This window comes from Cellvibrio sp., assembly GCF_039207905.1.
In the GTDB taxonomy this organism is placed as follows: Bacteria; Pseudomonadota; Gammaproteobacteria; order Pseudomonadales; family Cellvibrionaceae; genus Cellvibrio.
Map to the genome: position 1 here is coordinate 39,981 of NZ_JBCECX010000026.1, position 24,346 is coordinate 64,326.

Here is a 24,346-nt window from a genome sequence, read left to right on the forward strand (position 1 = left end):
TGTGTTTATCCCATTTGATGTAATCGGGAGTTCTTTAATTCGGCCAGGTATCTTTGATCAGGCGTAAGGCACCAAATACTTCAGCGTCAGAGTTCATTTGGCGCCTGGTTGTTGCTTCTGTGAAGACTTTGATGCCAGGTTGTTGACAGCGAAGAAAGGGATTTGTTCGTTTTTCCAACAAAATAGTTGAGGGAAGGGTTATTTGGTTGCGCGCGCGAAGGTCTTTTACCTGGGCAAGTCGATGGCTAAGCTCGGTGTTGTCAGGTTCTACTGCTTGGGCGAATTCGAGATTTGTAAGGGTGTACTCATGGGCGCAGTAGATTCGGGTATCGTCCGGTAGTGCGGCCAGCTTTTGCAGCGAGTCCCACATAATTTCAGCGGTGCCATCAAAACGTCGCCCGCATCCTCCTGCGAATAGGGCATCACCACAAAACAGCAGTGGATGTGGTGCTTGTGAACCGGAGTAGAAGTAGGCGATGTGTTCCCATGTATGCCCGGGAACGCCTATCACATGAAGCTCCAGTCCATCTAATTGCAGTAGATCTCCGTCGGCAAGTGGGTGAGAAACTGAGGGGATCCGTTCTGATTTGGGGCCATAAACGGGTACTGGCCAGCATTCAAGAATATCGGCGATACCATCGGTATGGTCGTGATGACGGTGGGTGACAATAATCGCGGCGAGACGTAGTTGGTTGCGGATCAGGAAATCGATAACCGGCGCTGCATCGCCGGGATCAACGACGTAGACATCAGGTCTATCTGTTGTTGGTTGGATCACCCAAAAGTAATTGCTATCAAGCGCGGGAATAGGGGTAATCGTTAGCACGGCCAAACCTCTCTGAATTCTGCGTTATTCTACGCTGCTCTGCACAGATGTTTTAATGCTAATTTGTCCCTGCCTCTTGTGCTAGATTGGAAAGATCCTTATTTAAAGACGCTGATATTGGGTGATGAGGGCAAAAAATGCACCGCAAGCTGATAAAAGCACCGCATCGACTGTTTATTCGTTTTTCCTCGCTCTGGAAAAAGCGCTTCGGCGTATTGCCGATGCGCGAGTCTATTGCCGATCTAACCGAGTGGTTTGAGTCGCCTTTGGGTAATGCTTTGCTCAAGGAGGAAAAAGAAGCTGTTGCCGATGGGCTTCAGACAGTGTTTGGTTATCACTTGTTGCAGCTGGGTGTAAGCGGACGTATTGATTTAACCGAAGAGAGCCGGATTTCCCATCGTTTTGTATTACATCCGCAAGTTGAGCAAAACCAGCGGTTGAGTGCGTTAGTGGACTTTAATCATTTGCCGTTGGGTAGCGAATCCATTGATGCAGTGGTTTTGCATCACAGCCTTGATTACAGCCAAAGCCCACACCACCTGCTGCGCGAGACCACACGGATTCTGATTCCCCGTGGTCATATTATCGTGGTCGGATTTAATCCTTGGAGTCCCTGGGGGATTTGTACAAGTCTTGCGCGTATCTTTAAGTCTAAAGCGCGCTGGCGCTTCCAATATTTGCGCTTGGGGCGTTTGCTGGACTGGTTGACCTTGCTGGATATGGAGCCGGTTGCGATTTACAAAGGCTTTTTTCGTCCGCCATTGCCGCAGGAAAATGCGATTAAACATTTGCAATGGATAGAGCGCTGGAGTAAAAGGCTGCACTCGCCATGGGGCGGGTTTTACATGGTGGTCGCGCGCAAAGACCATATTCCGTTAACACCCATCAAGCCGGCGTGGCAGAAGTATCGCCCGTTACCTGGTATGGCGGTAACGCGAATTCTTGGCCCTGCACCCGGCTTGCGATCTTATCTGCGTATGCGCTCGCCTTTTATCACTACGCATTACAATAGAGTTTAAATTTCAAGAGTTTAGAAGATGCGTCAAATTGTTCTGGATACTGAAACCACCGGTCTTGAAACCTCCCAAGGGCACCGGATCATCGAGATTGGTTGTGTCGAGTTGGTTAACCGCCGTTTGACGGGTCGGCATTACCATCAGTACATAAAGCCGGAGCGTGAAATTGATGCGGGTGCGCAAGCCGTGCACGGTATCAGTAACGCAATGCTGGCAGATAAGCCGGTATTCGCCCGAATTGCCGATGAATTTATCCAGTTCGTTGGCGATGCTGATTTGATCATCCATAACGCGGCGTTTGATATCGGCTTCATCAATTATGAAATGAATATGCTGCGCCCCGGGTTTGGCAGCATCAGCGACCGCTGCCATGTGATTGATACCTTGTTAATGGCGCGAGCCAAGCATCCCGGGCAAAAGAACAATCTGGATGCGCTCTGTAAGCGTTACGGTGTAGATAACTCCCAACGTGAGTTGCACGGCGCATTGCTCGATGCCGAGATTTTGGCCGACGTCTATCTATTAATGACGGGCGGACAAACGGCTTTGTCGCTTGGCGGCAATCAATCCAAGAGCGAAGATGGTGGAGGTCAAAACGAGATCCGCCGTTTATCCGCAAGTCGCACGCCGTTGCCGGTGATTACCGCTACGGCAGAAGAGCTTGAAAGGCATGAGCAAAAGCTTGGCGCTATTGCCAAAAGCAGTGGTGATAACTGCGTTTGGTTGCGCCAGTAAGACAAGAACAAGAATAAAAAACGCACAGATGAAAAATGTACAAGTGAGAGATGTGTGGCAACTCCCGTGCTTGATGCTGCTTATTTGCCCGACGGCGGTGAAATAACCTCAAACATGGTATAGAGTCAGTGTGACTTGTATGTACTGTTTGGCTGGGCCCGTGGTGCGCCTTTGCCCCAATCCATTAAGAACAACGCCAGGATGTTATTGTGAGCACAACAGAAACCTTAAATCTCGCTTCCCTTAAGATGGTTCAGGATGAACTGGTTGCCACCATTGAGCAGTCGGCTATCCGACTTGAGCAATTCGCGCAGGATCGCAACAACGGCGAGCTGCTACAAAACTGCATAGATGGCATCAAACAAATTCGCGGTATTCTCAGTCTGATTCAATTAAAAGGCGTCGATTTACTCGCCGATGAGCTGGTTACCCATATCACGGATATCACCTTGGGTGATGATGAAAAGACCGACGCGAAATTAGAACTGCTTACCTCCAGTTTCTTCATCTTGCCGCGCTACTTGGAATATTGCACACAAACCGCTCGCAGTATGGCGATGTTATTAATTCCGCACATCAATGAACTGCGTCTCGCGCGCAAAGCAGCGCTGTTGCCAGAGAGTTATTTTTATCCGCTTGCTACTGTAAAAGCCAATCGTGCCCCCAAGGCTGCCAACCAACAATTACCGGAAGATCTAACCGTTTTAGTTCGCCGCTTGCGTCACATGTATCAAACTGCTTTGCTGAATGTTTTAAAAAATGTGCAGCCAAAAGCATCTTTGGGAATGATGACTCGCGCCCTACAACGTTTGGATAATGCCGCCACCGGATCCACGCTCAGTAACTTTTGGTGGTTGAGCAGCGCAGTACTGACGGCCATGGCTGAAAAAAATATGCGCCTCACCAAAAGTCGCAAAATGCTATTCAGTGCAATCGAGCGTGAAATAAAACGTTTTCAATTTGAAGGGCGCGCCGTTTTAACGCGTGAAGTTGATGCAACACTCCAAAAAGAGTTGCTATATCTACTTGCACTTTCTCATTCAGAACAAGAATTGTCGAAAGCGGTATTGTCTGCATATGACGTTCAGTCATTAGCGTACACCGAGGCAGAACTTGCCCGCGAAATGGAATTCCTCAATGGTCCGAGCGCTAACACCATTAGCTCGATGGTGGCGGTGTTGACCGATGAATTGCACAGCACAAAAAATATCCTCGAACGTGCTGCACAGGGTGGCGCTGAGCTGCTAAGCGAATCACCTGAATTATTAGAAACCTTGAAGAAGGTTGCCGATATTTTATCGATTGTTGGCCTGGTTGCGCCAAGTAATAGCCTAAAACAGGAAATTGAAAAAATAGCGGTATGGCAATCGAATCACACACCTGTCACACCTGACGAATTATTAGTGGTTGCAGATACTCTTTTGTATGTTGAGAGCACTATCGCAGGGCTCAACAATGCCAACCTTTCCGATGAAAAAGTTGCGCAAATCAATGCGCTTTCGCGTGATGCTGCTATGGCGAATAACCAAATTGCCGAGGCAGAAAAAATTGTTATCGATGAAGCCGAAGCTGGCTTATCGATGGTCAAGCGCGCGCTTACTGCGTTTGCAGAATCCAATTACGATAAAGGCCATATCCGCAATATCACCGGTATTTTGGACTCGGTGCGCGGAGGAATGTTTTTGTTAGGGCTGACTCGCGCTGCAAATGTATTGGCAGGTTGTATGCGTTTTGTCGATGAAGATTTGTTAGCTTCCGATCAGCACCCTGCAGTTCAACATTTGCTTGAAACTTTTGCCGATGCGGTTATCAGTCTCGAATATTATCTTGATGCGATTAAATTGGATAAAGCTGCCGATACCAGTGTGTTACAAATAGCGGAAGAAAGCCTGCAGGCGCTGGGGTACAACGTCTAATTATGTCGGCTGGTTTTGATTTATCCTCGTTTGAATTCCACGCCTCTTCTGTAACGCCGGTTGCTTCACGCAACCGGCGTTTTATTATTGTGGGTGCCACACAGTCTTACCGCTGCGATCAATTGTTGTGCGATGCTCAAGGGCAGCTGTTTATTGCAGATGATTCTGGGGCAGCTGAATTAAATCTGCCCATTAGCAGCGAACATTATTTGGGTGTATTGGCTGGTGATGATTTATGGGTGAGGGTGCTTGAGCAGGGCGAATTGCCTGCTAATCATCAGTGGTTGGGTTTGCGCTCGCAATTGGAAATACTCTCTGTAGATGCGTTTCAATTGGCTGGTCGTGCACTGCAGGTCGCCCAATGGTTTTATGATCATCGTTTTTGTGGCCGCTGCGGGCAACCAACGATGCAGGATCAAATCGACCGGGCCAAGGTATGCAGCTCCTGTGAACTGCGCTTTTACCCTCGTATTTCGCCCTGTATGATCGTCCTGGTTGCTCGTGGTGAAGAATTATTGCTGGCTCATCATCACCGCGCGTCGCGCGTGATGTACACCACGCTTGCCGGTTTTGTGGAAGTTGGGGAGAGTGTGGAAGATTGTATCAAGCGTGAGATCATGGAAGAGGTTGGGGTTAGTGTTGGTAAGCTGGAATACTTTCGCAGTCAACCGTGGCCGTTTCCTAATCAATTGATGTTAGGCTTTTTTGCTGAATATGAAGCTGGCGAGATCAAAATCGATCCCACTGAAATTGTGGATGCGAAATGGTTCCGCTACGATCAGTTGCCTCAGGTGCCAGCAAAAGCTACTGTAGCGGGTCAATTGATAGCTCACTACGTAGAGCATTTGCGCCAAATCAACCCTCACCATAAACAATAACAAGCTGTTAATGCAGGTAGGAAAGTTATGATTTTTACCTTACTGGCCATTTTTATTGCCCTTATCGCTCTCTATATCGCGTACAAAGCAGGGCGCTTTTTGTGGCAGAATTCCTGGTTTGTCGGTTTTTGCCGCGGGCTTTTTGGTTTGGCGTTACTGGCTGTCGGCGCCTTGGTTGCATTGACTGCATTTGATGTCTTCAGTTACAAGCAAGTTTTGCAAGAGCAAGTGGTTGCCACGATTAACTTCGACAAAATCGAAGATCAGCATTATTTTGCAGTGCTCGCCGATAAAGACGGTAAAGAGCAGCGTGTGGAGCTTCGTGGCGATCAATGGCAATTAGATGCGCGCATCGTCAAGTGGCAGGGCTATCTCGCAAGTTTTGGCATTAAGCCTGCTTTCAGGCTTGAGCGCTTGAGCGGCCGCTATTACGATATCGAGCAGGAAACCACGGGCAAACGCACAGCACACAGCGTGCACAGCAGTTTGTATGGCGTCGACATTTGGAAGATTTTTAACTCCAATCCCGACTGGGTTCCCGTTATCGATGCGGTCTACGGATCGGCTACCTATTTGCCGATGAAAGATGGCGCACTGTTTGAAATTAGTTTATCCAATACAGGCTTGGTTGCTCGTCCGATCAATGCTGCTGGTCGCGAAGCAGTAGCCGAGTTTAACTGATTCTTTTGCTTGTTTATTTCATTAAAGTAGTACGGAGTTTACCCTTTGGAATTTTTAACAAATTACGGTTTATTTCTTGCCAAAACGATTACTTTCGTTGTGGCTATTCTAGTTGTTGTGGTAGTTGCTGTATCTGTGGGCGGGCGCAATAAAAAATCTGATAAAGGTCATATTGAAGTCACCAAACTGAATGAAAAGTTTGATCATTTGCGCGACTCGCTTCGTGATGCAATGCTGGATGATGAAGAATATAAAGAATACGAGAAAGCCGAAAAGAAACGTCTAAAAGAAGAAAAAGCACAGAAGAAAAAAGCGGCTAAAGATGTTGCGAAAACAATAGGCGACAATGACTCCGCCGCTGAAGCACCCGAAAAGAAAAGAGTATTTGTGCTCGATTTCTACGGTGATATAAAAGCATCTGAAGTTGAATCTTTGCGTGAAGAAATTAGCACAGTGCTAACGCTTGCCAAACCCACTGATGAAGTTGTGGTGAAAGTAGAGAGCGGTGGTGGCATGGTGCATAGCTATGGTTTGGCATCAAGCCAACTGGCACGAATTACCAATAAAAATATTCCACTTACTGTTTGCGTTGATAAGGTCGCGGCCAGTGGTGGCTATATGATGGCGTGTGTGGCCAATAAAATTGTTGCTGCGCCTTTTGCAATTCTCGGTTCTATTGGTGTTGTTGCCCAGCTGCCAAACTTTCATAAGATATTAAAGAAAAATGATATCGACTATGAGATGTTTACTGCCGGCGAATACAAGCGCACCGTCACTATGTTTGGTGAGAATACAGAGAAAGGCCGCGCAAAATTTGTAGAAGAGCTGGAAGATACTCATGTGCTCTTCAAAGAGTTTGTGAGCGAGCATCGCCCGCAAGTTGATGTTGTTGCAGTCGCAACCGGAGAAGTCTGGTTCGGTCGACGTGCTATCGATGTTAAATTGATTGATGAACTGCAAACAAGCGATGAGTATCTTTTTGCTCAAGCCGAGAATGCGGACATCTATGAGGTTGAATTTACCTACAAAAAATCCCTTGCTGAGAAGTTAGGTTTTGCAGCACAAGCAGCTGTTGACCGGCTATTAATGACCTGGTGGGAACGGCTTAATATAAGCCGCTGGTTTTAGTTGCAACGGTGCCTAATGGCACCGTTTTTATTTCTAGCTACATCTGGAGCAATTTATGATTTTTTCTACTACAAAACTCCAAATGCCTGCACCTGAGCAAGCACTGAAGGGCAGGGCTGATGCTTTGCAGGTTGACAATCAGCATGCAGTAAAAAAGGTACCGATTAAGCCGCCCTTCCCTGAAGGCAGCGAGCAAATTGTGCTTGGTTTGGGGTGTTTTTGGGGCGCGGAGCGTAAGTTCTGGCAACAACCGGGTGTGTATACCACAGCAGTTGGTTATTCTGCGGGATATACCCCGAATCCTACCTATGAAGAAGTGTGTAGTGGTTTAACAGGGCACAACGAAGTGGTTTTGGTGGTGTTTAATCCTGCGGAAACATCGCTGGAAAAATTATTAAAAGTGTTTTGGGAAGCACACAATCCAACCCAAGGCATGAGGCAGGGAAATGATCGCGGTACACAATATCGCTCAGGGATTTATTATTTTAATGAGGCGCAACAGCAGTTGGCGGAGCAAACTCGAGCTGCCTATCAGCTCGCGTTAAATGAAAAAAATATCGGTGAAATAACAACAGAAATTTTACCAGCTGATGAGTTTTATTATGCTGAAACCTACCATCAACAGTATTTGCATAAAAACCCCGGTGGCTACTGCGGGCTAGGCGGCACCGGGGTTTGTTACGCAGATGATTTTTAGTTTCGTATAGAACTAGAAATTTACTTTCCTTGGGTTGAAACCTTGCTTTTTGAAAGCCAAAGTTACATGGCTTCGTAGTAGGGGCCACTACCACCTTGCGGTGGAACCCAAGTGATATTTTGCAAAGGATCTTTAATATCGCACGCCTTACAGTGTACGCAGTTAGCTGCATTAATTTGTAGCTTGCTGCTGTCATCCTTCTGAACAATCTCATAAACACCAGCCGGACAATAACGCTGCTCGGGTGCAGCATAAATGGCGAGGTTATTTGTGATTGGAATATCAGCATTAGCAAGTGTTAAATGAATCGGCTGATTTTCATCATGGTCAAGGTTGGATAAATAAATTGATGACAGGCGATCAAAGGTGATTTTTCCATCCGGTGCCGGGTAGGTAATGGGTGTTGCTTGTTGTGCTGGTATCAAGGTTTCATGATCCGCGCGCTTATGCTTTAGCGTCCAAGGTAGAGTGATGCCAAGCGAGTGAGCCCACATATCGACACTGCTGTACAGGGTTCCCACAATATTTCCCCATGCTGAAAGCGCTGGTTTAATATTTCGCACTGCATATAAATCTTTCCATAACCAGGATGCGCGAACTTTTTCCGGGTAAGCCGTCAGTAGTGGTTCATATTGTTCTTTTGCGAGCGCATCGAAAATTGTTTCAGCGGCAAGCATGCCGGATTTCATCGCATTGTGAGAGCCCTTTATTTTGGGCACATTCACGAATCCTGCAGAGCAGCCAATTAATGCTCCGCCTGGAAAAACCAGTTCAGGTAAGGATTGCACACCACCTTCGTTGATTGTACGCGCTCCATAAGCGAGACGCTGGGCGTTAGTCAGCAGTGGCTGAATGGTAGGGTGGGTTTTGAAACGTTGGAACTCTTCGAATGGATTCAAATATGGATTTTTATAATTCAAATGAACCACAAAGCCCAAGGCAATTTTATTGTCTTCAAGGTGATACAAAAATCCACCGCCGCCAGTTTGGTTGTCCAATGGCCAGCCTTGTGTATGCAACACTGAGCCTTCGCTGTGAAGTTGTGGGTCAATTTTCCAAATTTCTTTAAAGCCCAAACCGTATTTTTGAGGTTCAGCGTTTGCGCGTAAATTGAATTTTTGTTCAATCGATTTTGCAAGTGAGCCGCGTGTTCCTTCGGCGATTAAGGTATAGCTCGCGAGAAGTTCAATTCCTGCGGAAAAGGTATTTTTGTGGCTGCCATCGCGCGCTATGCCCATGTCGCCGGTGGCAACGCCTTTCACGCTACCGTCTTCTGCATACAATATTTCGCTACCATTAAAGCCGGGAAATAAATCAACTCCCAATTCTTCTGCCTGAGTGGCTAACCAGCGGCACAGCTTGCCAAGACTGATAATGTAGTTGCCATGATTGTTCATCATGGGTGGCATTAAAAATTCAGGAATTGTGTAATTATTTTTTTCTGTTAAAAATAGGAATTTATCTTTTTTCACTTCCGTTTTTACGGGTGCATTTTTGTTTTTCCAATCTGGTATTAGCTCAGTGAGCGCAACAGGGTCAATTACCGCCCCAGATAAAATATGTGCACCGACTTCAGCGGCTTTTTCTAACACGCAAACGCTAATGTCGCGAGATTGCTCTGCTGCAAGTTGCTTCAGACGAATTGCGGCAGAAAGCCCTGCAGGGCCGGCACCGACAATTACTACGTCGTAGTTCATTTGGTCTCGTTGGGTCATAACAGGCTCAGGCTATATTCGGTAGGTTAATATCGTCGCTGCGTTTAAGGTTCACAGTCAATTTTCGGCAATAGTCGAGAAAGGCGATTACCGATGGTGTTCTATAGCGGCTCTTGTGCCACACAAACATAAATTGCCGGCGTAAATCCAGCATTGGTGTTTTTATTTCAATCAAGCTACCGCGGCGAAACGCATCGCGTAATGCCAAGCGTGAAATGCAGCCGATGCCAAGGCCTGATTCCACTGCGCGTTTAATTGCTTCGGTATGTTCAAGCTCAAGGCGAATATTCAAGCCGGTCAAATGGTGACGCATAGCTTGATCAAATGTCTCCCGGGTTCCTGAACCTTGTTCGCGCAAAATCCAGGTTGCCGCTATAAGCTCCTCCATAGTTGCAGAGCTTGATTTTGCGAGCGGATGTGATGGGGCACAAAACACCGCAAGATCATCATCAATCCAGGGTTCGGCAATCAGATCAGGATGATGGCAACTTCCCTCGATAAGCCCCAGATCCAGTTCGTATCCTGCAACCTGTTGGAGTATTGCATTGGTGTTTTTCACCTGCAGTGAGATATGGCAGTCAACATGGTGCTGCATAAACTCACTAATAATCATAATTGCCAAATAGTTACCAATGGTGAGTGTTGCTCCGACATTGATATCTCCCAGTGCGGATTTACCCTCAAGCAATTGCTCAAGCTCACTCGCTTGGGCTAACAAGCCGCTGGCAATAGGGAGCAGGGTCTTCCCAAGGGCGTTAAGTTTAAGCACTTTTCCATTGCGATCAAAGAGTTGGCAATCAAATTGCTTTTCCAATTCAGCCAATGCGGTACTCGCGGCAGATTGCGAAAGGGATACCCATTCAGCCGCTCTGGACACATTGCCGGAGCGGGCGATGGCGACGAAAATCTCTAGTTGGCGTAATGTATATCGCATATCTGTTTTGTGAATATGGAAAATATAAATTATTAATTTAACAAATATACTAACCATTAGTACAATGGTCATCAAGTTCAATGTCGAATGTACATAGCGGAGGCTCAAGGTGAAGGTTCTTGTCGCGGTCAAACACACCATCGACCACAATGTAAAACCCAATATCGATGCAGATACAGGGCAGGTGGATCTGGCGAATGTCAAAAAAGCCATCAACCCTTTTGACGAGATTTCACTCGAAGAGGCTGTGCGCCTCAAAGAGCGCGGGCAGGTTACGGAAATTCTGGCTGTTGCCATAGGTGCGGCGGATGTTAAAGATAGCTTGCGCCACGCTTACGCGCTGGGCGCAGATCGCGCGTTGCACATTGAGGTTGATGTTTCATTGCAACCACTAAGTGTTGCAAAAATACTAAAGGAAGTGGTGAATCGCGAACAGCCAAGTCTGATCTTTTTGGGTAAACAAGCTGTTGGTGAGGACTACGGCCAAACAGGCCAGATGCTGGCAGCCCTGTTGGGCGCAGGTATCGGTACCTTTGCTTCTGCTATTGCCCTTAATGATAATCGCATTGAGGTAACCCGCGAAGTTGATAAGGGAACACAAACTGTTAGCCTCAAACTGCCTGCTGTTGTTACTTCTGATTTGCGTCTGAACGAGCCGCGCTTTATCAAGCTACCTAACTTGATGATGGCCAAGAAAAAGCCGATTGAATCACTGGGTGCTGCTGATTTAGGTGTTGATTTGTCTCCGCGCTTCAATATGGTGAAAGCAAATGAGCCAGCCCAGAGACCGGGAGCTATTCAGTTATCCAGCGTGCAGGAACTAGTTGAAAGATTGCGTGAAGCAGAGGTGTTGGTATGAGCATTTTAATTTTTGCCGAGCAGGATGGTAAGGCATTGCGTCCATCAACCTTACATACTGTAGCCGCCGCTGCTGCATGGAATCTTCCTATTGATCTGTTGGTTTATGGCAACAATGTCGAGCCAGCAGCAACTGAAGCAGCTCAGATAGCAGGCGTTCGTCGTGTTTTAGTGGCAAAGGCCGAGCACTTACAGCACCCGCTGGTTGAGGATGTGCTCGATCTGGGGCTCAGCATTGCTGGCGAATACAGCGTAATTCTTGCAGCGCACAGTGTTTTCGGCAAAAGCTTGATCCCAAGCCTTGCTGCACGCCTTGATATTGCACCAATCACTGATGTAGTGGAAATTCAGGCACCTGCAACATATGTGCGCCCAAGCTTTGCGGGCAACATAATGTCGACTATTCAAAACAACGAACAGGTGCAGATTGTTACTGTTCGTGCAACAGCGTTTCGTGCTGCTGAGCGTGGTGGTAATGCGGAATTAGTATCAGTTACTGTTCCTGCATCACGCGGTATTAGTAGTTGGGTGAGTGAAGCACTTAATCATTCAGATCGACCAGAGTTAAACTCGGCGCGCATTGTTATTGCCGGTGGGCGTAGTCTTGGCGAGCAATTCGATGAATTGTTAAATCCAATTGCAGAACATCTTGAAGCTGCTGTGGGCGCAACCCGTGCATGTGTAGATGCAGGTTTTGCGGCTAACGATATGCAAGTAGGGCAGACGGGCACTATTATTGCCCCAGAGCTGTACATCGCTGTTGGAATTTCTGGTGCTATGCAGCATCTGGCAGGAATCAAAGACAGCAAGATAATAGTTGCTATTAACCACGATCCCGATGCTCCCATTTTCAAGCATGCCGACTATGGGTTGGTTGCCGATTTATTTACAGCATTGCCAGCGCTAAACAGCGCGTTGCAGCAACGTTAATTAACCAAGGAAATTTTTTAACCATGAGCGCATTTAATACGCAAAAAATTCTCACAGTAAAACACTGGAACGATAGCTTGTTCAGCTTTACAACTACACGCGATGAGTCATTCCGTTTTGAAAATGGCCAGTTTGTAATGATTGGCTTGACCGTAAATGATAAGCCTTTGTTGCGCGCATACAGTATTGCAAGCCCTAATTACGACGAACACTTGGAGTTTTTTAGCATCAAGGTTCCTAATGGTCCGCTCACATCACTTTTGCAACACGTTAAAGTAGGTGATCCTATTTTGGTTGGTCGTAAGCCAACTGGCACCTTGCTGTTGTCGGATTTAAACCCAGGTAAAAATTTATTTTTATTGTCTACTGGAACAGGGTTGGCTCCATTTATCAGTTTGATTCAGGATCCTGAAACTTACGAAAAATTTGAAAAAGTAATTGTTGTTCATGGTGTGCGTAAGGTTGATGATTTGGCTTATCGTGACTTCATAACAAAAGAATTATTGGAAAACGAATTTTTAGGTGAAGATGCTCGAGCCAAGTTAATTTATTACCCAACCGTGACTCGTGAAGCATTTGAAAACCAAGGGCGACTGACTGATTTGCTTCAGAGTGGCAAATTGCTGAGTGATATAGGCTTGCCGCCTCTGAATCCTGAAACTGATCGCGCAATGCTGTGCGGTAGCCCTGGAATGCTGGATGACACTTGTGCGATCCTGGATGCAGCGGGCTTGAAAGTTTCCCCACGCATTGGAATCGCTGGCGATTATGTTATTGAACGTGCGTTTGTTGAAAAATAATTCAAATTGTACCTTTTGTAAAAACCGAAATTTTTTATAGGTCTTTTCGGTTTTTAACACTTCATTTTCTTTTGCTATCCCTCTGATAGCCATCTGTTGATTTAGGTGGCTATCAATTCTTGCATTTCATTTCTTATTGCTATTTAATCCGGTCGCTTGAATGTAATCGAGCTTAAACAGAGACTTGATTATATCAATTGCTGCATTAGCCCATCACAAGTGGCCTTGCTCGATCAAAAACCAATCTTTTGGCTGAAAAGCGACCAAAACTTGCTTGAATTTGCTGGAAGGCTTTACGAATTATTAACGTACTTGGCGCAAAATAAGTCATAGAATGTTGCTCAACATAGCAAGTTTTTATACTTTTATAACTGAAATAATTGCTTTTATGTTGATGTTGTTACTGTTTGGTTTATTGATGTCTCGACTTAATGAAGAGGCGGCTATAAAAATGAACTGTAAATATTTCGTAAAATTTAAACTTTTGCTAGTAGTTTATCTTCGCTAATTGAAGCGCTTCATTGTAGGCTTCGCGGCGCTGATAGCTAAATAATAAAGCACGGATTTATTCTTTGTTTTCAAGGAAATAGCTTTAAAAAGCAAGGCACATAATTCATATGTCTATTGCTATATAAAAAGTGTAAAAGTGGCGTCAAAAGTGCATAAACAAAACTAGTTGTTGCACTCGTACGGAAGTTTTGTACGGGATTGAGTGGCTTAATTTAGTTTTTTTAACTTACAAGATGATGTGCAAGCTATGTCATATAAACCAGAAAAAAGTGCTGTCGAAAAAGCTAGTGGTGTAATCACTGTTGTGGTGTTTCACTTGGTCGTAATTTATGCATTGATGGTGGGTTTGAACCATGATCCTATGGACATAGTCAAGCAGCAAATCGATGCAAAAATTATTGAAGAAGAAGCACCTCCTCCAGAAGAAGCACCACCACCACCACCACCGGAATTCGTTCCTCCACCACCGGATTTTGTTCCTCCGCCGGATATCGAATTCACTGCAGAAGCTGCTCCAGCTAATACTAATGCGATTACTGTTACTAAACAGGCTCCAGTAGTTGAAGCTCCTAAAGCGACGCCGCCTCGCATCCCCAAAAAGGGATTGAGTCGTCCTCCATATCCATCATCATCGTTGCGTTTGGGTGAAGAAGGTTTGGTTGGTTTGTCACTTTATTTGGGTGAAAACGGTAAGGTTCAGGAAGGTAAGGTTGCGGTTTCAAGTGGCTTCGAGCGTTTGGATGAAGCGGCTCTTAAACATGCAATTCGTTCTTGGAGATTTGAACCTTGTATGATTGGCGATAAGCCTACTGCATGTTGGTATCGCATGAATTTCCGTTTCAAAATTTCAGACGAAAAAGGTCGATAACTTTTAGGCTGATTGCAATTTTAGACCTGGTAGTTACAGGGCTTGCTCTGAAATTATCAAAAAAATTATGTTCAACACTAGGATATTAAAAATGAAAGCAAAGATTTCCTCATTTTTTGTTTTACAGCTTGCGCTGCTTGTAGGTGCGCAAACATTTGCCACTTCTTCTTTTGCTCAGGATGCGACTGCAACTGATCCAGCGGCAGTTACTCAGGATGCATCTGTTGCTCCTGACGGTTCTGCTCCGGTAGATGGCGCTGCACCAGTTGATCCAAATGCTTCTGTTGATGGTTCACTTCCTACTGATCAAGTTGATCCAGCTGCAGTTGATACTCCTGTTGATGACGCATCTAACGCAGCGTCTGCTGCAGAATCTGCTACTGCAGAAGCTGCGCATGGTTTCGGTCTGAAAGAATTGTGGGCACAAGGTGACCCTGTTGCACGTGGTACTTTGATCATTATGGTGATCATGTCAGCTGCAACTTGGTATGTTTTGGTGACCAAGTTGATTCAACAACAAGTTTTGTTGAATCAAGCTAAATTGACTCGTAAGTTCTGGGATTCTAAAGATCTGAACGACGGTTTGAATACTTACAAAGCTAACAGCGCTTTCCGCTCTGTTGCTGAAGACGGCATTCTGGCTGCTAAACAACATGCATCACGTCAGGGCGATAAAATTGATTTCCCTGAGTGGATGGGGGTTCAGCTGCAACGCTCAGTAGAACGTGTTACTGCTCAATTGCAAACCGGTCTATCTGTTTTGGCAACCATTGGTTCAACATCTCCATTCGTGGGTCTGTTTGGTACCGTATGGGGTATTTATAACGCACTTATCGCAATCGGTCTGTCTGGTCAGGCGAGTATTGATAAGGTTGCTGGTCCAGTGGGTGAGGCTCTCATCATGACTGCAATCGGTCTGGGTGTAGCGGTACCTGCGGTACTTGGTTACAACTGGCTGGTACGTCGTAATAGAGTGATTGTTGATAATCTGCGCACCTTCTCTGCTGATATTCATGCCCAATTGACTATGGGCGTGCGTGGCGGTCAGAACGATTAATTATATTTTGATTTAATTTTTTTGCTGCGCTCAACTTTTTAAGCTTGAGTGCAGCAAGTAACTCAAATAAAGCGAGCCATATCATGGGCATGAATATATCGTCTGGTGATGGTGACGACCAGCTCAACTCAACGATCAATACAACTCCGCTTGTAGATGTTATGTTGGTTATGTTGATTATCTTCTTGATTACTATTCCAGTTGTAATCAAGACGGTTCCGGTAGAGCTGCCTAATGTTTCCAACACGCCTACAATAACCAAGCCAGAAAACATTGTAATCGCCGTCACAAAAGAGGGTGAATATTATTGGAATGACTCTCGGTTATCCGATAAAGCTGCACTACTTGCTCAGCTGAAAACTATTACGATGATGAAGCCTCAGCCAGAGGTTCATATTCGTGGTGATTTAAATGGTCGTTACGAGCACGTAGGTCGCCTGGTTTTGTATTGTCAGCGCGCTGGTATTAGTAAAATAGGTTTTATTACTGAACCTACCCGTTAATTCGAACTCTTAATACCTGAGGTGATAATATGGGTATGAATGTTGGTAATTCGTCAGGTGATGATGAAGTAATGGTGGAGATGAACACCACTCCACTCATCGACGTGATGCTTGTTCTGATTGTTATGTTAATTATCACACTGCCAGTTCAGACTCACGCAGTGAAAATGGATTTGCCAGTCCACAATACGCCGCCTTCGACTGAAAAACCTGTAATTGTCTCTATCGAAATCGATTTTGACGGTGTTATTCGTTGGGATGGTAATGTGGTTCGCGATGGTGAGATGCTGAGAAGCTATATGACTCATGCAGCTCAAACCGAGCCGAGACCAGAGATTCATTTGAAGCCGCATAAATTGGCAAAATATAATGTTGTTGCTCAGGTTCTTGCGACTGCACAGCGTTTAGGTTTGGATAATATCGGCATTATAGGCAACGAAAAATTCGAGTAAGCAATATTGCTTCCGATTTTGTTAATAGTTACTTCAACGGATAATATGTTTATGCAAGTTACTAAGCATTTTCGCACTTTTTTGCAGGTTGGCTTAATTAGCGTTTGTTCATACGCTGTTGTTTCAGTTTCCGGCTCTGTGCCTGCTTATGCAGCCAAGGCAGCTGAAACTCAACAAGTGAGTGCAAAAGTGGGTAAGCCACTGAAAAAAGCAAGAGAATTGATGGCTGCAAAAAAATGGAAAGAGGCTCTTGCCCAGACCAAAGAAGCAGCAGCAATTCCTGGAAAAACCCCCGCTGAAGACGCAATTATTAATGAAATGCTTGCGTACTGCATGATGAATCTCAAAGATTATGCAGGTGCGGCATCAACTTATGAAACGATGTTGGCAGCTAATCAGTTCAAAGCTGAAGAAGTACCGAAGCGTTTATTGACCATCTCCCAGTTGTACTTTTCTTTGAAAAATTACCCTAAAACTATCCAGTATAGTGAGCGTTATTTGAAAGAAAGCCCAAATGATCTTGAAGTGATGCGTCAGGTTGCGGAAGCATATTATTTGCAAAATAATTTTGCAAAGTCAGAACAAGCTACTCAAGCGTTGATTAATGCTGGAAAGGCTAAAGGTACTGCTGCAAAAGAAGATTGGTTGAAGCTTTTGTTGAGCGCCCAATACAATCAAGACAAAAATAAGGAAATTGTTACTACTTTGGAGAGTTTGCTTGCAAATTATCCATCTGACCAATATTGGTCAAACATGTTTAAATACGCTTCAGACTCATCTTTCAGTGATCGTCAAATCATTATGTATTTGCGTTTATTGCATGCAAGAGGCTTGATGGGTGAAAGTGAATATGTAGAAGTAGCTGAACTTGCTCTCGCAACTACTAACCCGGGCGATGCTAAATTCTTCCTTGAGGATGGTTTTGCAAAAGGTAAGTTGGGTGTTAGTGCAACTAAAGATCGCGAAGTTAAGCTTTTGGCTCTTGCAAAGAAGCAAGCTGCAGAAGACGTAGCCTTGTTGCCAGCACTTGAAAAAGAAGCATTGGCTAAGCCAAATGGTGAAGCTCTTGTGAAAATGGGCGAAGCCTACCTTGGTCACGGTCAATTTCAAAATGCTGTTAATGCCTTCACTAAAGGGTTGGCAAAAGGTGGCATCAAGATTCAGGATGACGTAAATATCAATTTGGGTATTGCGTACTTGGGGCTGAAAAATAAAGATGAAGCAATTAAGGCATTTAAGAAGGTGCCGGCTTCTTCCAAGCTTGCTCTTATGTCTCGCCTTTGGGCAATTCACGCTGCAAGTGTAAAATAAGATTTAAAATTTTAAGTAATTTTGAATGCAAGGCGCCCGCATAATCTTTGTTATGCGGGCGTTTTTGTTTTTGTAACCTAGTAATTTTCGTTGTAATCCTCTGTTATTCCCCTCAATTTTGTCTGTGTGTTTATATGCCATGGTGTTTGCGGTAGGTCTTTGCCTGCTGTTGATTATTTACCTGAGGTATTCATGGCAGACCTACAAACTAAAACTCATTTGTACGAATTGTTAGGTCAGATAGTTGTTTCATTCGGTGCATTGGAGCGAGGAGTTGATGGGTTAATTTTAGGTGCTATGGATTCCCCTTTCAGTCAGGGGCAGGCCTTGTTAAAAAGCATGAGCTTTCAACAGAAGGTTCCTGCAATGGGTGATTTGATACGAAATATGCATAGCGTTAGCGAGTTGGGAGTTTTGAGTCAGACCTTGCAGGCATTAATTGAGCGCTGCGATGCTTGCGAGCAAGAGCGCAATAATTGGGTTTGCTCCTATTGGGTTCCTGAGGTGAACAGTCCTGCTGGTTTTGTTTCGCGGCTAAGCCACTCGAACGATTCGGGTGCGCTTGTATTGGCGTTAGTTGATATTTCTGAATTGGAGCGCTGTGTTGTTGTGCTAAATGCAACCGTTGCTTATTTATATGGATTTCACCAAAAATTATCGAATAATTTCAGGCGTGTTCGTAGCATCAGATTGGTAGAGGAGTTTTTAAACGCGTCCCAGCGTGTCGCTCAGAATTAGACATTAATACTGAGCGACAGTGGTAGTTAAATGAGATTTTATTTATCGACGTTTGCAGCATGGAGGCCACATTCTTTTTTGGTGGCTTCTTCCCACCACCAACGGCCTTCGCGCTCGTGTTGTCCTGGTGCCACGGGGCGAGTGCAAGGCTCGCAACCTATCGAAATGAATCCCCGCTCATGGAGTTCATTGTAAGGGACCTCGCATAAACGAATATAATCCCAGACTTCCTTCGATGACCAATTAGAGAGAGGATTAAACTTGGTCAGCTTTGCGCCTGGGCGAGCAAACAACTTATCATCTTGAATGATAGGAATTTCTGCGCGAGTAGGGCTCTGGTCTTTACGCTGCCCGGTAATCCACGCATCAAGTGTTAGTAGTTTTTTGCGTAGAGGTTCTATTTTACGAATACCGCAGCACTCTTTGTGGTCGTCTTCATAAAAACTGAATAGGCCTTTTTCCTTCACTAATGCTCGCACGGCTTCGCCATCTGGTGAAAGCACATCAATTTTAATTCCGTAGTGTTTGCGTACCTTTTCGATAAACCGATAAGTCTCAGGATGTAATCGACCAGTATCCAAGCAAAATACCTGCACATCCGGGCGATAATTACGAGCCATTTCAATCAATGCGACATCTTCCGCTCCGCTGAAGGAGATGGCGATATTATCGAATTGGTTTAGTGCATATTTAATGACTTTCTGGGGGCTTTCCTGCTGGAATTTAGCTTCAAGGTCGATAAGGTTGATTAAGTTTTCGGTCATTTCAGCTGCTCACGGTAATTCTATATAAGTATGCCGTTCAGGATACCAGAGGAGGGCTTTCAGCCCAAGCCAGCGAGCTTGGGCGGGTTTGCTTTAGCTGTGCAAAACAGGTAGATTGCCGCCATTCTTTTTGGCTTGAACGCCTTATTATTAACCGTTTTGGAGGTCGCTGTGGAAATTGCATGTCTGGATTTGGAAGGGGTATTGGTACCTGAGATTTGGATTGAGTTTGCGAAAGTCACTGGTATTGAAGAACTCAAAGCCACTACTCGCGATATCCCGGATTACGATGTGTTGATGAAGCAGCGTCTTCGTATCCTGGAACAGCATAACCTTGGCTTAAAAGAAATCCAGGATGTTATTGCAACTCTCAAGCCGTTGGATGGTGCTGTTGAGTTTGTAGATTGGCTGCGCGAGCGTTTTCAGGTAATTATTCTCTCTGATACATTCTATGAGTTCTCACAACCTCTGATGCGTCAATTAGGTTTTCCAACCTTGCTGTGTCATCGTTTGAATGTAGATGAGCGCGGCATGGTGGTAGGTTATACCCTCCGTCAGCGCGATCCAAAACGTCAATCAGTTCTGGCATTGCAGACTCTGTACTATCGCATTATTGCCGCTGGCGATTCCTACAACGATACCACTATGTTGGGCGAAGCGGATCAAGGCATTCTTTTCCATGCACCGCAAAATGTGATTGATCAATTCCCTCAGTTTCCAGCTGTTCATACTTACGAAGATTTGAAGAAAGAGTTCATCAAAGCAAGTAATCGTGAATTGAGTTTGTAATTTTTAGTTTAGAGGGATCATCAGATCCCTCTAAACTATCCTGCCGTTACCAGATTTTTACTCTCACTTTTTCATCCCGATACATCCCATCACCCGGCTTTACATCATAAGTCCGGTAAAACTCTGGCATGTTCGACAGTGGCCCCAGTACACGATACATTCCCGGTGAATGCGGACCAGTGATAACTTGTCTGCGTAGCGCTTCATCGCGATATTTGATTCGCCACACTTGCGCCCAGCCCATAAAAAAGCGTTGATCTGCAGTAAATCCATCGATAGTTTTTCCTGCTTTCCCCAACTGTGAATTGGTATAGGCTTTGTGCGCGAGAGTAACGCCACCAAGGTCGGCAATATTTTCCCCTAAACCTAACGCGCCCTGTAAATGCAAATCATCGATTGGGTTGAAGGCGTTGTATTGATCAACCATCAGTTGCGCGCGCGCTTTAAATTGCACTGAATCTTGCTCGGTCCACCAGTCTTGCAGGTTTCCATCGCCATCTGAATGACGGCCCTGATCGTCAAAGCCGTGGGTGAATTCGTGGCCGATGACTGCGCCGATTGCACCATAATTTACTGCATCGTCCGCTTCTACATTAAAAAATGGTGGTTGCAAAATGGCAGCAGGAAAAACGATTTCATTCATAGTCGAACTGTAATAGGCGTTTACAGTTTGTGGTGTCATGCCCCATTCAGTGCGATCAACCGGTTTGCCTAATTGGCTAATTACACGCTGGTATTCACAGTTATTAGTGTTGCGCACATTGCCAATTAAATCTTCAGCATCGATGTTGACACAGCTGTAGTCCTGCCATTTATCGGGATAACCAATTTTTGTGTTGAATTTGGCGAGTTTTGCTTTTGCTTGTTGTTTTGTGGCTGGGCTCATCCATGCCGATTCATCAATTGATTGCTCAAACGCAACGCGCAAGTTTTGGATCATTTTATCCATGCGCGCTTTAGCTTCTGGTTTGAAATGACGCTCTACATATTTTTTGCCGACGATAAAGCCGAGGTTGCTATCAGCTAAAGTTGCTGCGCGTTTTTCACGAGTTCGCTGTTCCTGCACACCATTAAGCGTTTTTCCATAAAAATCAAAATTTGCATCGGCAAAGGCGCTGCTTAAATAAGTTGCATTACTATTAATGAGGTGGAATGTTAGATATTGCTTCCATTGTGCCAGCGGTGTTTGCGCTTGCAGTTTTGCAAATGCAGTGAAATAGGTGGGCTGGCGAACCACCAATTCATTAATTGCACCAAGATCTGCCTCTGTTAAAAAAGCCTTCCAATCAAAACCTGGAGCGAGTTTATTGAGTTCTTGCAAGTTCAACTTGTTGTAGGTTGCGTTTCTATCGCGGTTCTGTACACGGGTCCAATGCAGTTGCGCAATTTTCTTTTCCAGCGTAACGATATTGGCCGCAGCTTGTTCTGCATTCGCTAATCCGGCCAACGTCCATAATTTGGCGATGTATGCCTGATATTTTTTTAGCAGTTCAACTGATTGGGCATCATCTTTTAAATAGTAATCACGATCCGGTAGGCCGATACCAGATTGGTTTGCCCCAGTGATGTATTGGTCTGATTGCTTTTGGTCTTGCCCGACGTAAAGCTCAATCGGCGAGGTGACAACATAGCGCTGCCAGTCGCCCCACAAGATACTTAGGTCTTTATGGTTTTTTAGTTTATCAATTCGTGCCAGCTCGGCATTTAATGGTGTTAGGCCTTTTTTCTCTGCGCTTTGCTCATCGAGAAAAGATTGATAGAGATCCGCAATTTTCTGTTCATCAGAACCTTTTACTTGCGCAGTGGCTGCCAGTTCTTTTATCAGTGCAAGAACTTGCTTCTCCGCATTTTCATTTAGCGCATCAAAACTTCCCCAGCGTGCCTTGTCTGCTGGAATTTGTGTATTGTCGATCCACTTACCATTCACGTAGCGGAAAAAATCCTGCTGCGGCTTGACGGAAGTATCCATGCTGGCCAGCTCAATGCCGGAACCTAATTCGGACGTTTCACTAGCAGTTTTGTTCGAGTTCGAACTATTGGAGCAAGAGGTAGCACTCAACGCTAAGGCAATTCCTAATCCCGCTATCATCAATTTTTTCATGGTAATTTCCTGATTGATTCTTTCGTGTTAGTGACAGACTTTCTACAGCGCCAATAGTTCGGCTAATTGCGATCAATAAAGTGCGCGCTTAAACATTCCGATTGCAGTTTGGTATCCCCACAATTGCAATTCTGCATCGTAACGATCGCCTTCATCGCGCATAAACGCATGCACTCCGTTCACCTCATGCCAGGTAAAGTTAACGCCTTTAGCAACCAGATTTGCGTAAACTTTGGCGCGACCTTCTGGCGGGATATGCGGATCTTGTTTACCCCAAATCATTTGCAATTCACCTTTGATTTCGCCGGTGCGCGTCAAACTTTCATTACCTGAATTTGATGGCGTCAAACCTGAATGAATATCCGTTGCGTAAAAGCAGCTGGTCGCAGCGATCGCAGGATGAATCGCGGCGCGATAAGCTAATCCGCCCCCCAAACAAAAACCCATTGCGCCGATTTTCCCGGAGTAATAACTGAGCGTTTGCGCATAATCAATCATCGTTTGAGTATCGGTATCGTGCGCTTCAAGTGTTTTAGCGACTTTATCGGCATTGCCTTTATCTCGGCCCGCATCGTCGTAACCGAGTACGGTACCGATTGGATTTAATTCATGGAATACTTCCGGGACAATCACAATAAAACCGTGACCCGCCATAATTTGTGCGCTACGGCGAATGGGTGAGGTTTGTTGGAAAATTTCGGAGTAGAGAATAATGGCAGGGAATTTTTTACCGGCGGTTTCAGCGGTATCTTTTGGATGATAAACGTAGCAACGCATAATTCCGGTCGGGGTCTGCAGATCAACTTCGTGGTTCTGAATCAGCATTCTTATCTCTCCTCTTGTATGAGTTTTTAATTGGATTTGGGTATTTGATTAGCCTTTAAACTTTTGTTCAAGTGTGTCCATCAACACCTTAACTTTTGCAATCGATTCGCGATATTCCTGTTCAATTTCTGAATCCGCCACTATTCCGCCGCCGCCCCAGCAATGAATTTTGTTCCCGTCACAAACCAGGGTACGAATGGCAATACTGGTGTCCATCTGTCCGTCGGTACTGATATAGCCAAGGCTGCCGCAATAAAGCGAGCGGCGAGTGGGCTCCAGTTCTTCGATGATTTCCATTGCCCGGATTTTAGGGGCGCCAGTGATACTGCCGCCAGGGAATGCATCGCGCAGTACGTCTATAGCCGTTGCTTCGCTTCTTAACTCGCCCGTTACCGTACTTACCAGATGATGCACATTAGCAAATGTCTGTAGTTCACAAAGTGCCGGGACGCGAACATTGGTGCAATGTTTACTTAAATCGTTGCGTAACAAGTCCACAATCATCACATTCTCGGCGCGATTTTTCAGACTGCTTTGCAGCCATTGCGCGTTTTCGGCATCTTCCTTTGGAGTTTTGCCGCGTTTGATGGTGCCTTTGATGGGCTTGGTTTCAACTCGCGCGCCACTGGCGTGAATGAATCGTTCAGGCGATAAACTCAGGATCGCGCCGCCTTCCAATTGCATAAAGCCAGAGAAAGGCGAGGGAAGCGCATCGCGCAGCACCAAATAGGCGCCAAAAGGATCGCCACTAAATTCAGCGCTGAAGCGCTGGGCAAAATTAACTTGGTAGCAATCACCTGCGTGAATGTAGTTGTCGATTTTTTCTAATGCGGCCTGATATTGATCAACATTAATATTCTGCTCAAACGCACTGATTTTGAATGAATTTTGATCGGACTTAATGTTTGACCTTAAGTCGTGGAACACTTGGTTTTTTGAGTTTTTAGCGCAAAGTTGCTCGATTTCCAAAAAGTTATAAGCGCTGCCGAGGTGTCCGCTCAGTTGCTGATTGATTACTAACCAGGCTTCTTGGTTGAGGTGATCCTGCACAATCGCCCAAGGGTAGATGCCCACACTCATATCCGGTAGCGCTATATCGTCGAGCGCGAGGGAAGGTAGTTTCTCCAGCCGGCGCCCAAGATCGTAGCCAAAATAGCCGAGCGCGCCTCCGCTAAAGGGAAGCTCATTTAAGTATTCATCTACAGGCAGGAGTTGTTTCAGCAGCAAAAAGGGATCGAGCGGGGAGTGCTCTTTGCGCCCATCATCGTAGCGAATCGATGTGGTTGCGCCTCGCGTCTCTAGCAAGCATTGCGG

At 45.4% G+C, this 24,346-nt stretch carries 24 protein-coding genes; 17 read left to right on the forward strand and 7 right to left on the reverse strand.

The annotated features are described in order from the left end of the window. Nucleotides 1–34: 34 nt before the first annotated feature. A complete protein-coding gene (gene gloB, locus AAGC78_RS15445; RefSeq protein WP_435784996.1) occupies nt 35–826 on the reverse strand; it encodes a hydroxyacylglutathione hydrolase in 792 nt (263 codons plus the stop codon). A 137-nt stretch (nt 827–963) separates the two neighbouring features. On the opposite strand from gloB, the gene AAGC78_RS15450 reads away from it, so the two are divergent. From AAGC78_RS15450 to msrA, 7 genes are all read left to right on the forward strand, one after another. Beyond that, nucleotides 964–1,845: a methyltransferase domain-containing protein gene (locus AAGC78_RS15450; protein ID WP_435784997.1), complete on the forward strand. Its 882-nt coding sequence runs from the start codon at nt 964–966 to the stop codon at nt 1,843–1,845. Nucleotides 1,846–1,863: 18 nt separating this feature from the next. Continuing rightward, nucleotides 1,864–2,577 (forward strand): DNA polymerase III subunit epsilon, encoded by a 714-nt coding sequence (gene dnaQ, locus AAGC78_RS15455; RefSeq protein WP_435784998.1) that lies wholly within the window; start codon nt 1,864–1,866, stop codon nt 2,575–2,577. Between the two features lie 209 nt (nt 2,578–2,786). Then, nucleotides 2,787–4,493 carry a pilus assembly protein gene (locus AAGC78_RS15460; RefSeq protein WP_435784999.1) on the forward strand — a complete coding sequence of 569 codons (1,707 nt, stop codon included), beginning with the start codon at nt 2,787–2,789 and terminating at the stop codon, nt 4,491–4,493. A 2-nt stretch (nt 4,494–4,495) separates the two neighbouring features. Then, nucleotides 4,496–5,371 (forward strand): NAD(+) diphosphatase, encoded by an 876-nt coding sequence (nudC, locus tag AAGC78_RS15465; RefSeq protein ID WP_435785000.1) that lies wholly within the window; start codon nt 4,496–4,498, stop codon nt 5,369–5,371. A 27-nt stretch (nt 5,372–5,398) separates the two neighbouring features. Then, complete coding sequence (locus AAGC78_RS15470) at nt 5,399–6,052, forward strand: cation/multidrug efflux pump (RefSeq protein ID WP_435785001.1); 654 nt, start codon at nt 5,399–5,401, stop codon at nt 6,050–6,052. Between the two features lie 45 nt (nt 6,053–6,097). Further along, nucleotides 6,098–7,180: a protease SohB gene (sohB, locus tag AAGC78_RS15475; RefSeq protein ID WP_435785002.1), complete on the forward strand. Its 1,083-nt coding sequence runs from the start codon at nt 6,098–6,100 to the stop codon at nt 7,178–7,180. A 55-nt stretch (nt 7,181–7,235) separates the two neighbouring features. Beyond that, complete coding sequence (gene msrA, locus AAGC78_RS15480) at nt 7,236–7,877, forward strand: peptide-methionine (S)-S-oxide reductase MsrA (RefSeq protein WP_435785003.1); 642 nt, start codon at nt 7,236–7,238, stop codon at nt 7,875–7,877. 62 nt (nt 7,878–7,939) lie between these two features. On the opposite strand, the gene AAGC78_RS15485 is transcribed toward msrA, so the two are convergent. Both AAGC78_RS15485 and AAGC78_RS15490 read right to left on the reverse strand, forming a co-directional pair. After that, on the reverse strand, nt 7,940–9,592 hold the full coding sequence (locus AAGC78_RS15485) for a 4Fe-4S dicluster domain-containing protein (RefSeq protein ID WP_435785004.1): 1,653 nt from the start codon (nt 9,590–9,592) through the stop codon (nt 7,940–7,942). 7 nt (nt 9,593–9,599) lie between these two features. Next, entirely contained in the window at nt 9,600–10,526 is a 927-nt protein-coding gene (locus tag AAGC78_RS15490; protein ID WP_435785005.1) for a LysR family transcriptional regulator, read from the reverse strand. A gap of 109 nt (nt 10,527–10,635) precedes the next feature. Here AAGC78_RS15490 and AAGC78_RS15495 point away from each other — a divergent pair, with 109 nt between their 5' ends. The 9 genes from AAGC78_RS15495 (at nt 10,636) to AAGC78_RS15535 (ending at nt 18,553) form a co-directional block, all read left to right on the forward strand. Further along, entirely contained in the window at nt 10,636–11,385 is a 750-nt protein-coding gene (locus AAGC78_RS15495) for an electron transfer flavoprotein subunit beta/FixA family protein (RefSeq protein WP_435785006.1), read from the forward strand. Further along, nucleotides 11,382–12,314, forward strand: a complete 933-nt coding sequence (locus AAGC78_RS15500; protein WP_435785007.1) for an electron transfer flavoprotein subunit alpha/FixB family protein — start codon at nt 11,382–11,384, stop codon at nt 12,312–12,314. The genes AAGC78_RS15495 and AAGC78_RS15500 overlap by 4 nt, the downstream gene beginning before the upstream one ends. A gap of 23 nt (nt 12,315–12,337) precedes the next feature. Further along, complete coding sequence (locus tag AAGC78_RS15505; RefSeq protein ID WP_435785008.1) at nt 12,338–13,114, forward strand: ferredoxin--NADP reductase; 777 nt, start codon at nt 12,338–12,340, stop codon at nt 13,112–13,114. 757 nt (nt 13,115–13,871) lie between these two features. Continuing rightward, nucleotides 13,872–14,492, forward strand: coding sequence for an energy transducer TonB (locus AAGC78_RS15510; RefSeq protein WP_435785009.1), 621 nt, complete (start codon nt 13,872–13,874; stop codon nt 14,490–14,492). A 91-nt stretch (nt 14,493–14,583) separates the two neighbouring features. Continuing rightward, nucleotides 14,584–15,549 (forward strand): MotA/TolQ/ExbB proton channel family protein, encoded by a 966-nt coding sequence (locus tag AAGC78_RS15515; RefSeq protein WP_435785010.1) that lies wholly within the window; start codon nt 14,584–14,586, stop codon nt 15,547–15,549. A gap of 83 nt (nt 15,550–15,632) precedes the next feature. Next, nucleotides 15,633–16,052, forward strand: coding sequence for an ExbD/TolR family protein (locus AAGC78_RS15520; protein WP_435785011.1), 420 nt, complete (start codon nt 15,633–15,635; stop codon nt 16,050–16,052). A 29-nt stretch (nt 16,053–16,081) separates the two neighbouring features. Further along, nucleotides 16,082–16,504: an ExbD/TolR family protein gene (locus AAGC78_RS15525; protein WP_435785012.1), complete on the forward strand. Its 423-nt coding sequence runs from the start codon at nt 16,082–16,084 to the stop codon at nt 16,502–16,504. A 51-nt stretch (nt 16,505–16,555) separates the two neighbouring features. After that, the gene (locus AAGC78_RS15530; RefSeq protein WP_435785013.1) at nt 16,556–17,815 is read left to right on the forward strand and encodes a tetratricopeptide repeat protein; all 1,260 of its coding nucleotides are present in this window, start codon (nt 16,556–16,558) and stop codon (nt 17,813–17,815) included. Between the two features lie 192 nt (nt 17,816–18,007). Continuing rightward, nucleotides 18,008–18,553 (forward strand): hypothetical protein, encoded by a 546-nt coding sequence (locus tag AAGC78_RS15535; RefSeq protein WP_435785014.1) that lies wholly within the window; start codon nt 18,008–18,010, stop codon nt 18,551–18,553. A 38-nt stretch (nt 18,554–18,591) separates the two neighbouring features. On the opposite strand, the gene AAGC78_RS15540 is transcribed toward AAGC78_RS15535, so the two are convergent. After that, nucleotides 18,592–19,317 carry a phosphoadenylyl-sulfate reductase gene (locus tag AAGC78_RS15540; RefSeq protein WP_435785015.1) on the reverse strand — a complete coding sequence of 242 codons (726 nt, stop codon included), beginning with the start codon at nt 19,315–19,317 and terminating at the stop codon, nt 18,592–18,594. Between the two features lie 171 nt (nt 19,318–19,488). Here AAGC78_RS15540 and thrH point away from each other — a divergent pair, with 171 nt between their 5' ends. Further along, nucleotides 19,489–20,106: a bifunctional phosphoserine phosphatase/homoserine phosphotransferase ThrH gene (thrH, locus tag AAGC78_RS15545; protein ID WP_435785016.1), complete on the forward strand. Its 618-nt coding sequence runs from the start codon at nt 19,489–19,491 to the stop codon at nt 20,104–20,106. A gap of 46 nt (nt 20,107–20,152) precedes the next feature. On the opposite strand, the gene AAGC78_RS15550 is transcribed toward thrH, so the two are convergent. The 3 genes from AAGC78_RS15550 to pabB form a co-directional block, all read right to left on the reverse strand. After that, nucleotides 20,153–22,207: a M13 family metallopeptidase gene (locus AAGC78_RS15550; RefSeq protein ID WP_435785017.1), complete on the reverse strand. Its 2,055-nt coding sequence runs from the start codon at nt 22,205–22,207 to the stop codon at nt 20,153–20,155. 72 nt (nt 22,208–22,279) lie between these two features. Then, on the reverse strand, nt 22,280–23,032 hold the full coding sequence (locus AAGC78_RS15555; protein ID WP_435785018.1) for a dienelactone hydrolase family protein: 753 nt from the start codon (nt 23,030–23,032) through the stop codon (nt 22,280–22,282). 48 nt (nt 23,033–23,080) lie between these two features. Further along, nucleotides 23,081–24,346: aminodeoxychorismate synthase component I (gene pabB, locus AAGC78_RS15560; protein ID WP_435785019.1), on the reverse strand; the 1,266-nt coding region annotated here is incomplete at its 5' end.

Coding starts and splice junctions, on each gene's coding strand:
- dnaQ (WP_435784998.1), top strand. CDS start 1,864: ATGCGTCAAATTGTTCTGGATACTGAAACCACCGGTCTTGAAACCTCC.
- AAGC78_RS15490 (WP_435785005.1), bottom strand. CDS start 10,526: ATGCGATATACATTACGCCAACTAGAGATTTTCGTCGCCATCGCCCGC.
- AAGC78_RS15525 (WP_435785012.1), top strand. CDS start 16,082: ATGGGTATGAATGTTGGTAATTCGTCAGGTGATGATGAAGTAATGGTG.
- AAGC78_RS15550 (WP_435785017.1), bottom strand. CDS start 22,207: ATGAAAAAATTGATGATAGCGGGATTAGGAATTGCCTTAGCGTTGAGT.
- msrA (WP_435785003.1), top strand. CDS start 7,236: ATGATTTTTTCTACTACAAAACTCCAAATGCCTGCACCTGAGCAAGCA.
- AAGC78_RS15555 (WP_435785018.1), bottom strand. CDS start 23,032: ATGCTGATTCAGAACCACGAAGTTGATCTGCAGACCCCGACCGGAATT.
- AAGC78_RS15485 (WP_435785004.1), bottom strand. CDS start 9,592: ATGACCCAACGAGACCAAATGAACTACGACGTAGTAATTGTCGGTGCC.
- nudC (WP_435785000.1), top strand. CDS start 4,496: ATGTCGGCTGGTTTTGATTTATCCTCGTTTGAATTCCACGCCTCTTCT.
- AAGC78_RS15450 (WP_435784997.1), top strand. CDS start 964: ATGCACCGCAAGCTGATAAAAGCACCGCATCGACTGTTTATTCGTTTT.
- AAGC78_RS15515 (WP_435785010.1), top strand. CDS start 14,584: ATGAAAGCAAAGATTTCCTCATTTTTTGTTTTACAGCTTGCGCTGCTT.
- AAGC78_RS15470 (WP_435785001.1), top strand. CDS start 5,399: ATGATTTTTACCTTACTGGCCATTTTTATTGCCCTTATCGCTCTCTAT.
- AAGC78_RS15510 (WP_435785009.1), top strand. CDS start 13,872: ATGTCATATAAACCAGAAAAAAGTGCTGTCGAAAAAGCTAGTGGTGTA.
- AAGC78_RS15530 (WP_435785013.1), top strand. CDS start 16,556: ATGCAAGTTACTAAGCATTTTCGCACTTTTTTGCAGGTTGGCTTAATT.
- AAGC78_RS15520 (WP_435785011.1), top strand. CDS start 15,633: ATGGGCATGAATATATCGTCTGGTGATGGTGACGACCAGCTCAACTCA.
- AAGC78_RS15505 (WP_435785008.1), top strand. CDS start 12,338: ATGAGCGCATTTAATACGCAAAAAATTCTCACAGTAAAACACTGGAAC.
- AAGC78_RS15500 (WP_435785007.1), top strand. CDS start 11,382: ATGAGCATTTTAATTTTTGCCGAGCAGGATGGTAAGGCATTGCGTCCA.
- AAGC78_RS15535 (WP_435785014.1), top strand. CDS start 18,008: ATGGCAGACCTACAAACTAAAACTCATTTGTACGAATTGTTAGGTCAG.
- AAGC78_RS15540 (WP_435785015.1), bottom strand. CDS start 19,317: ATGACCGAAAACTTAATCAACCTTATCGACCTTGAAGCTAAATTCCAG.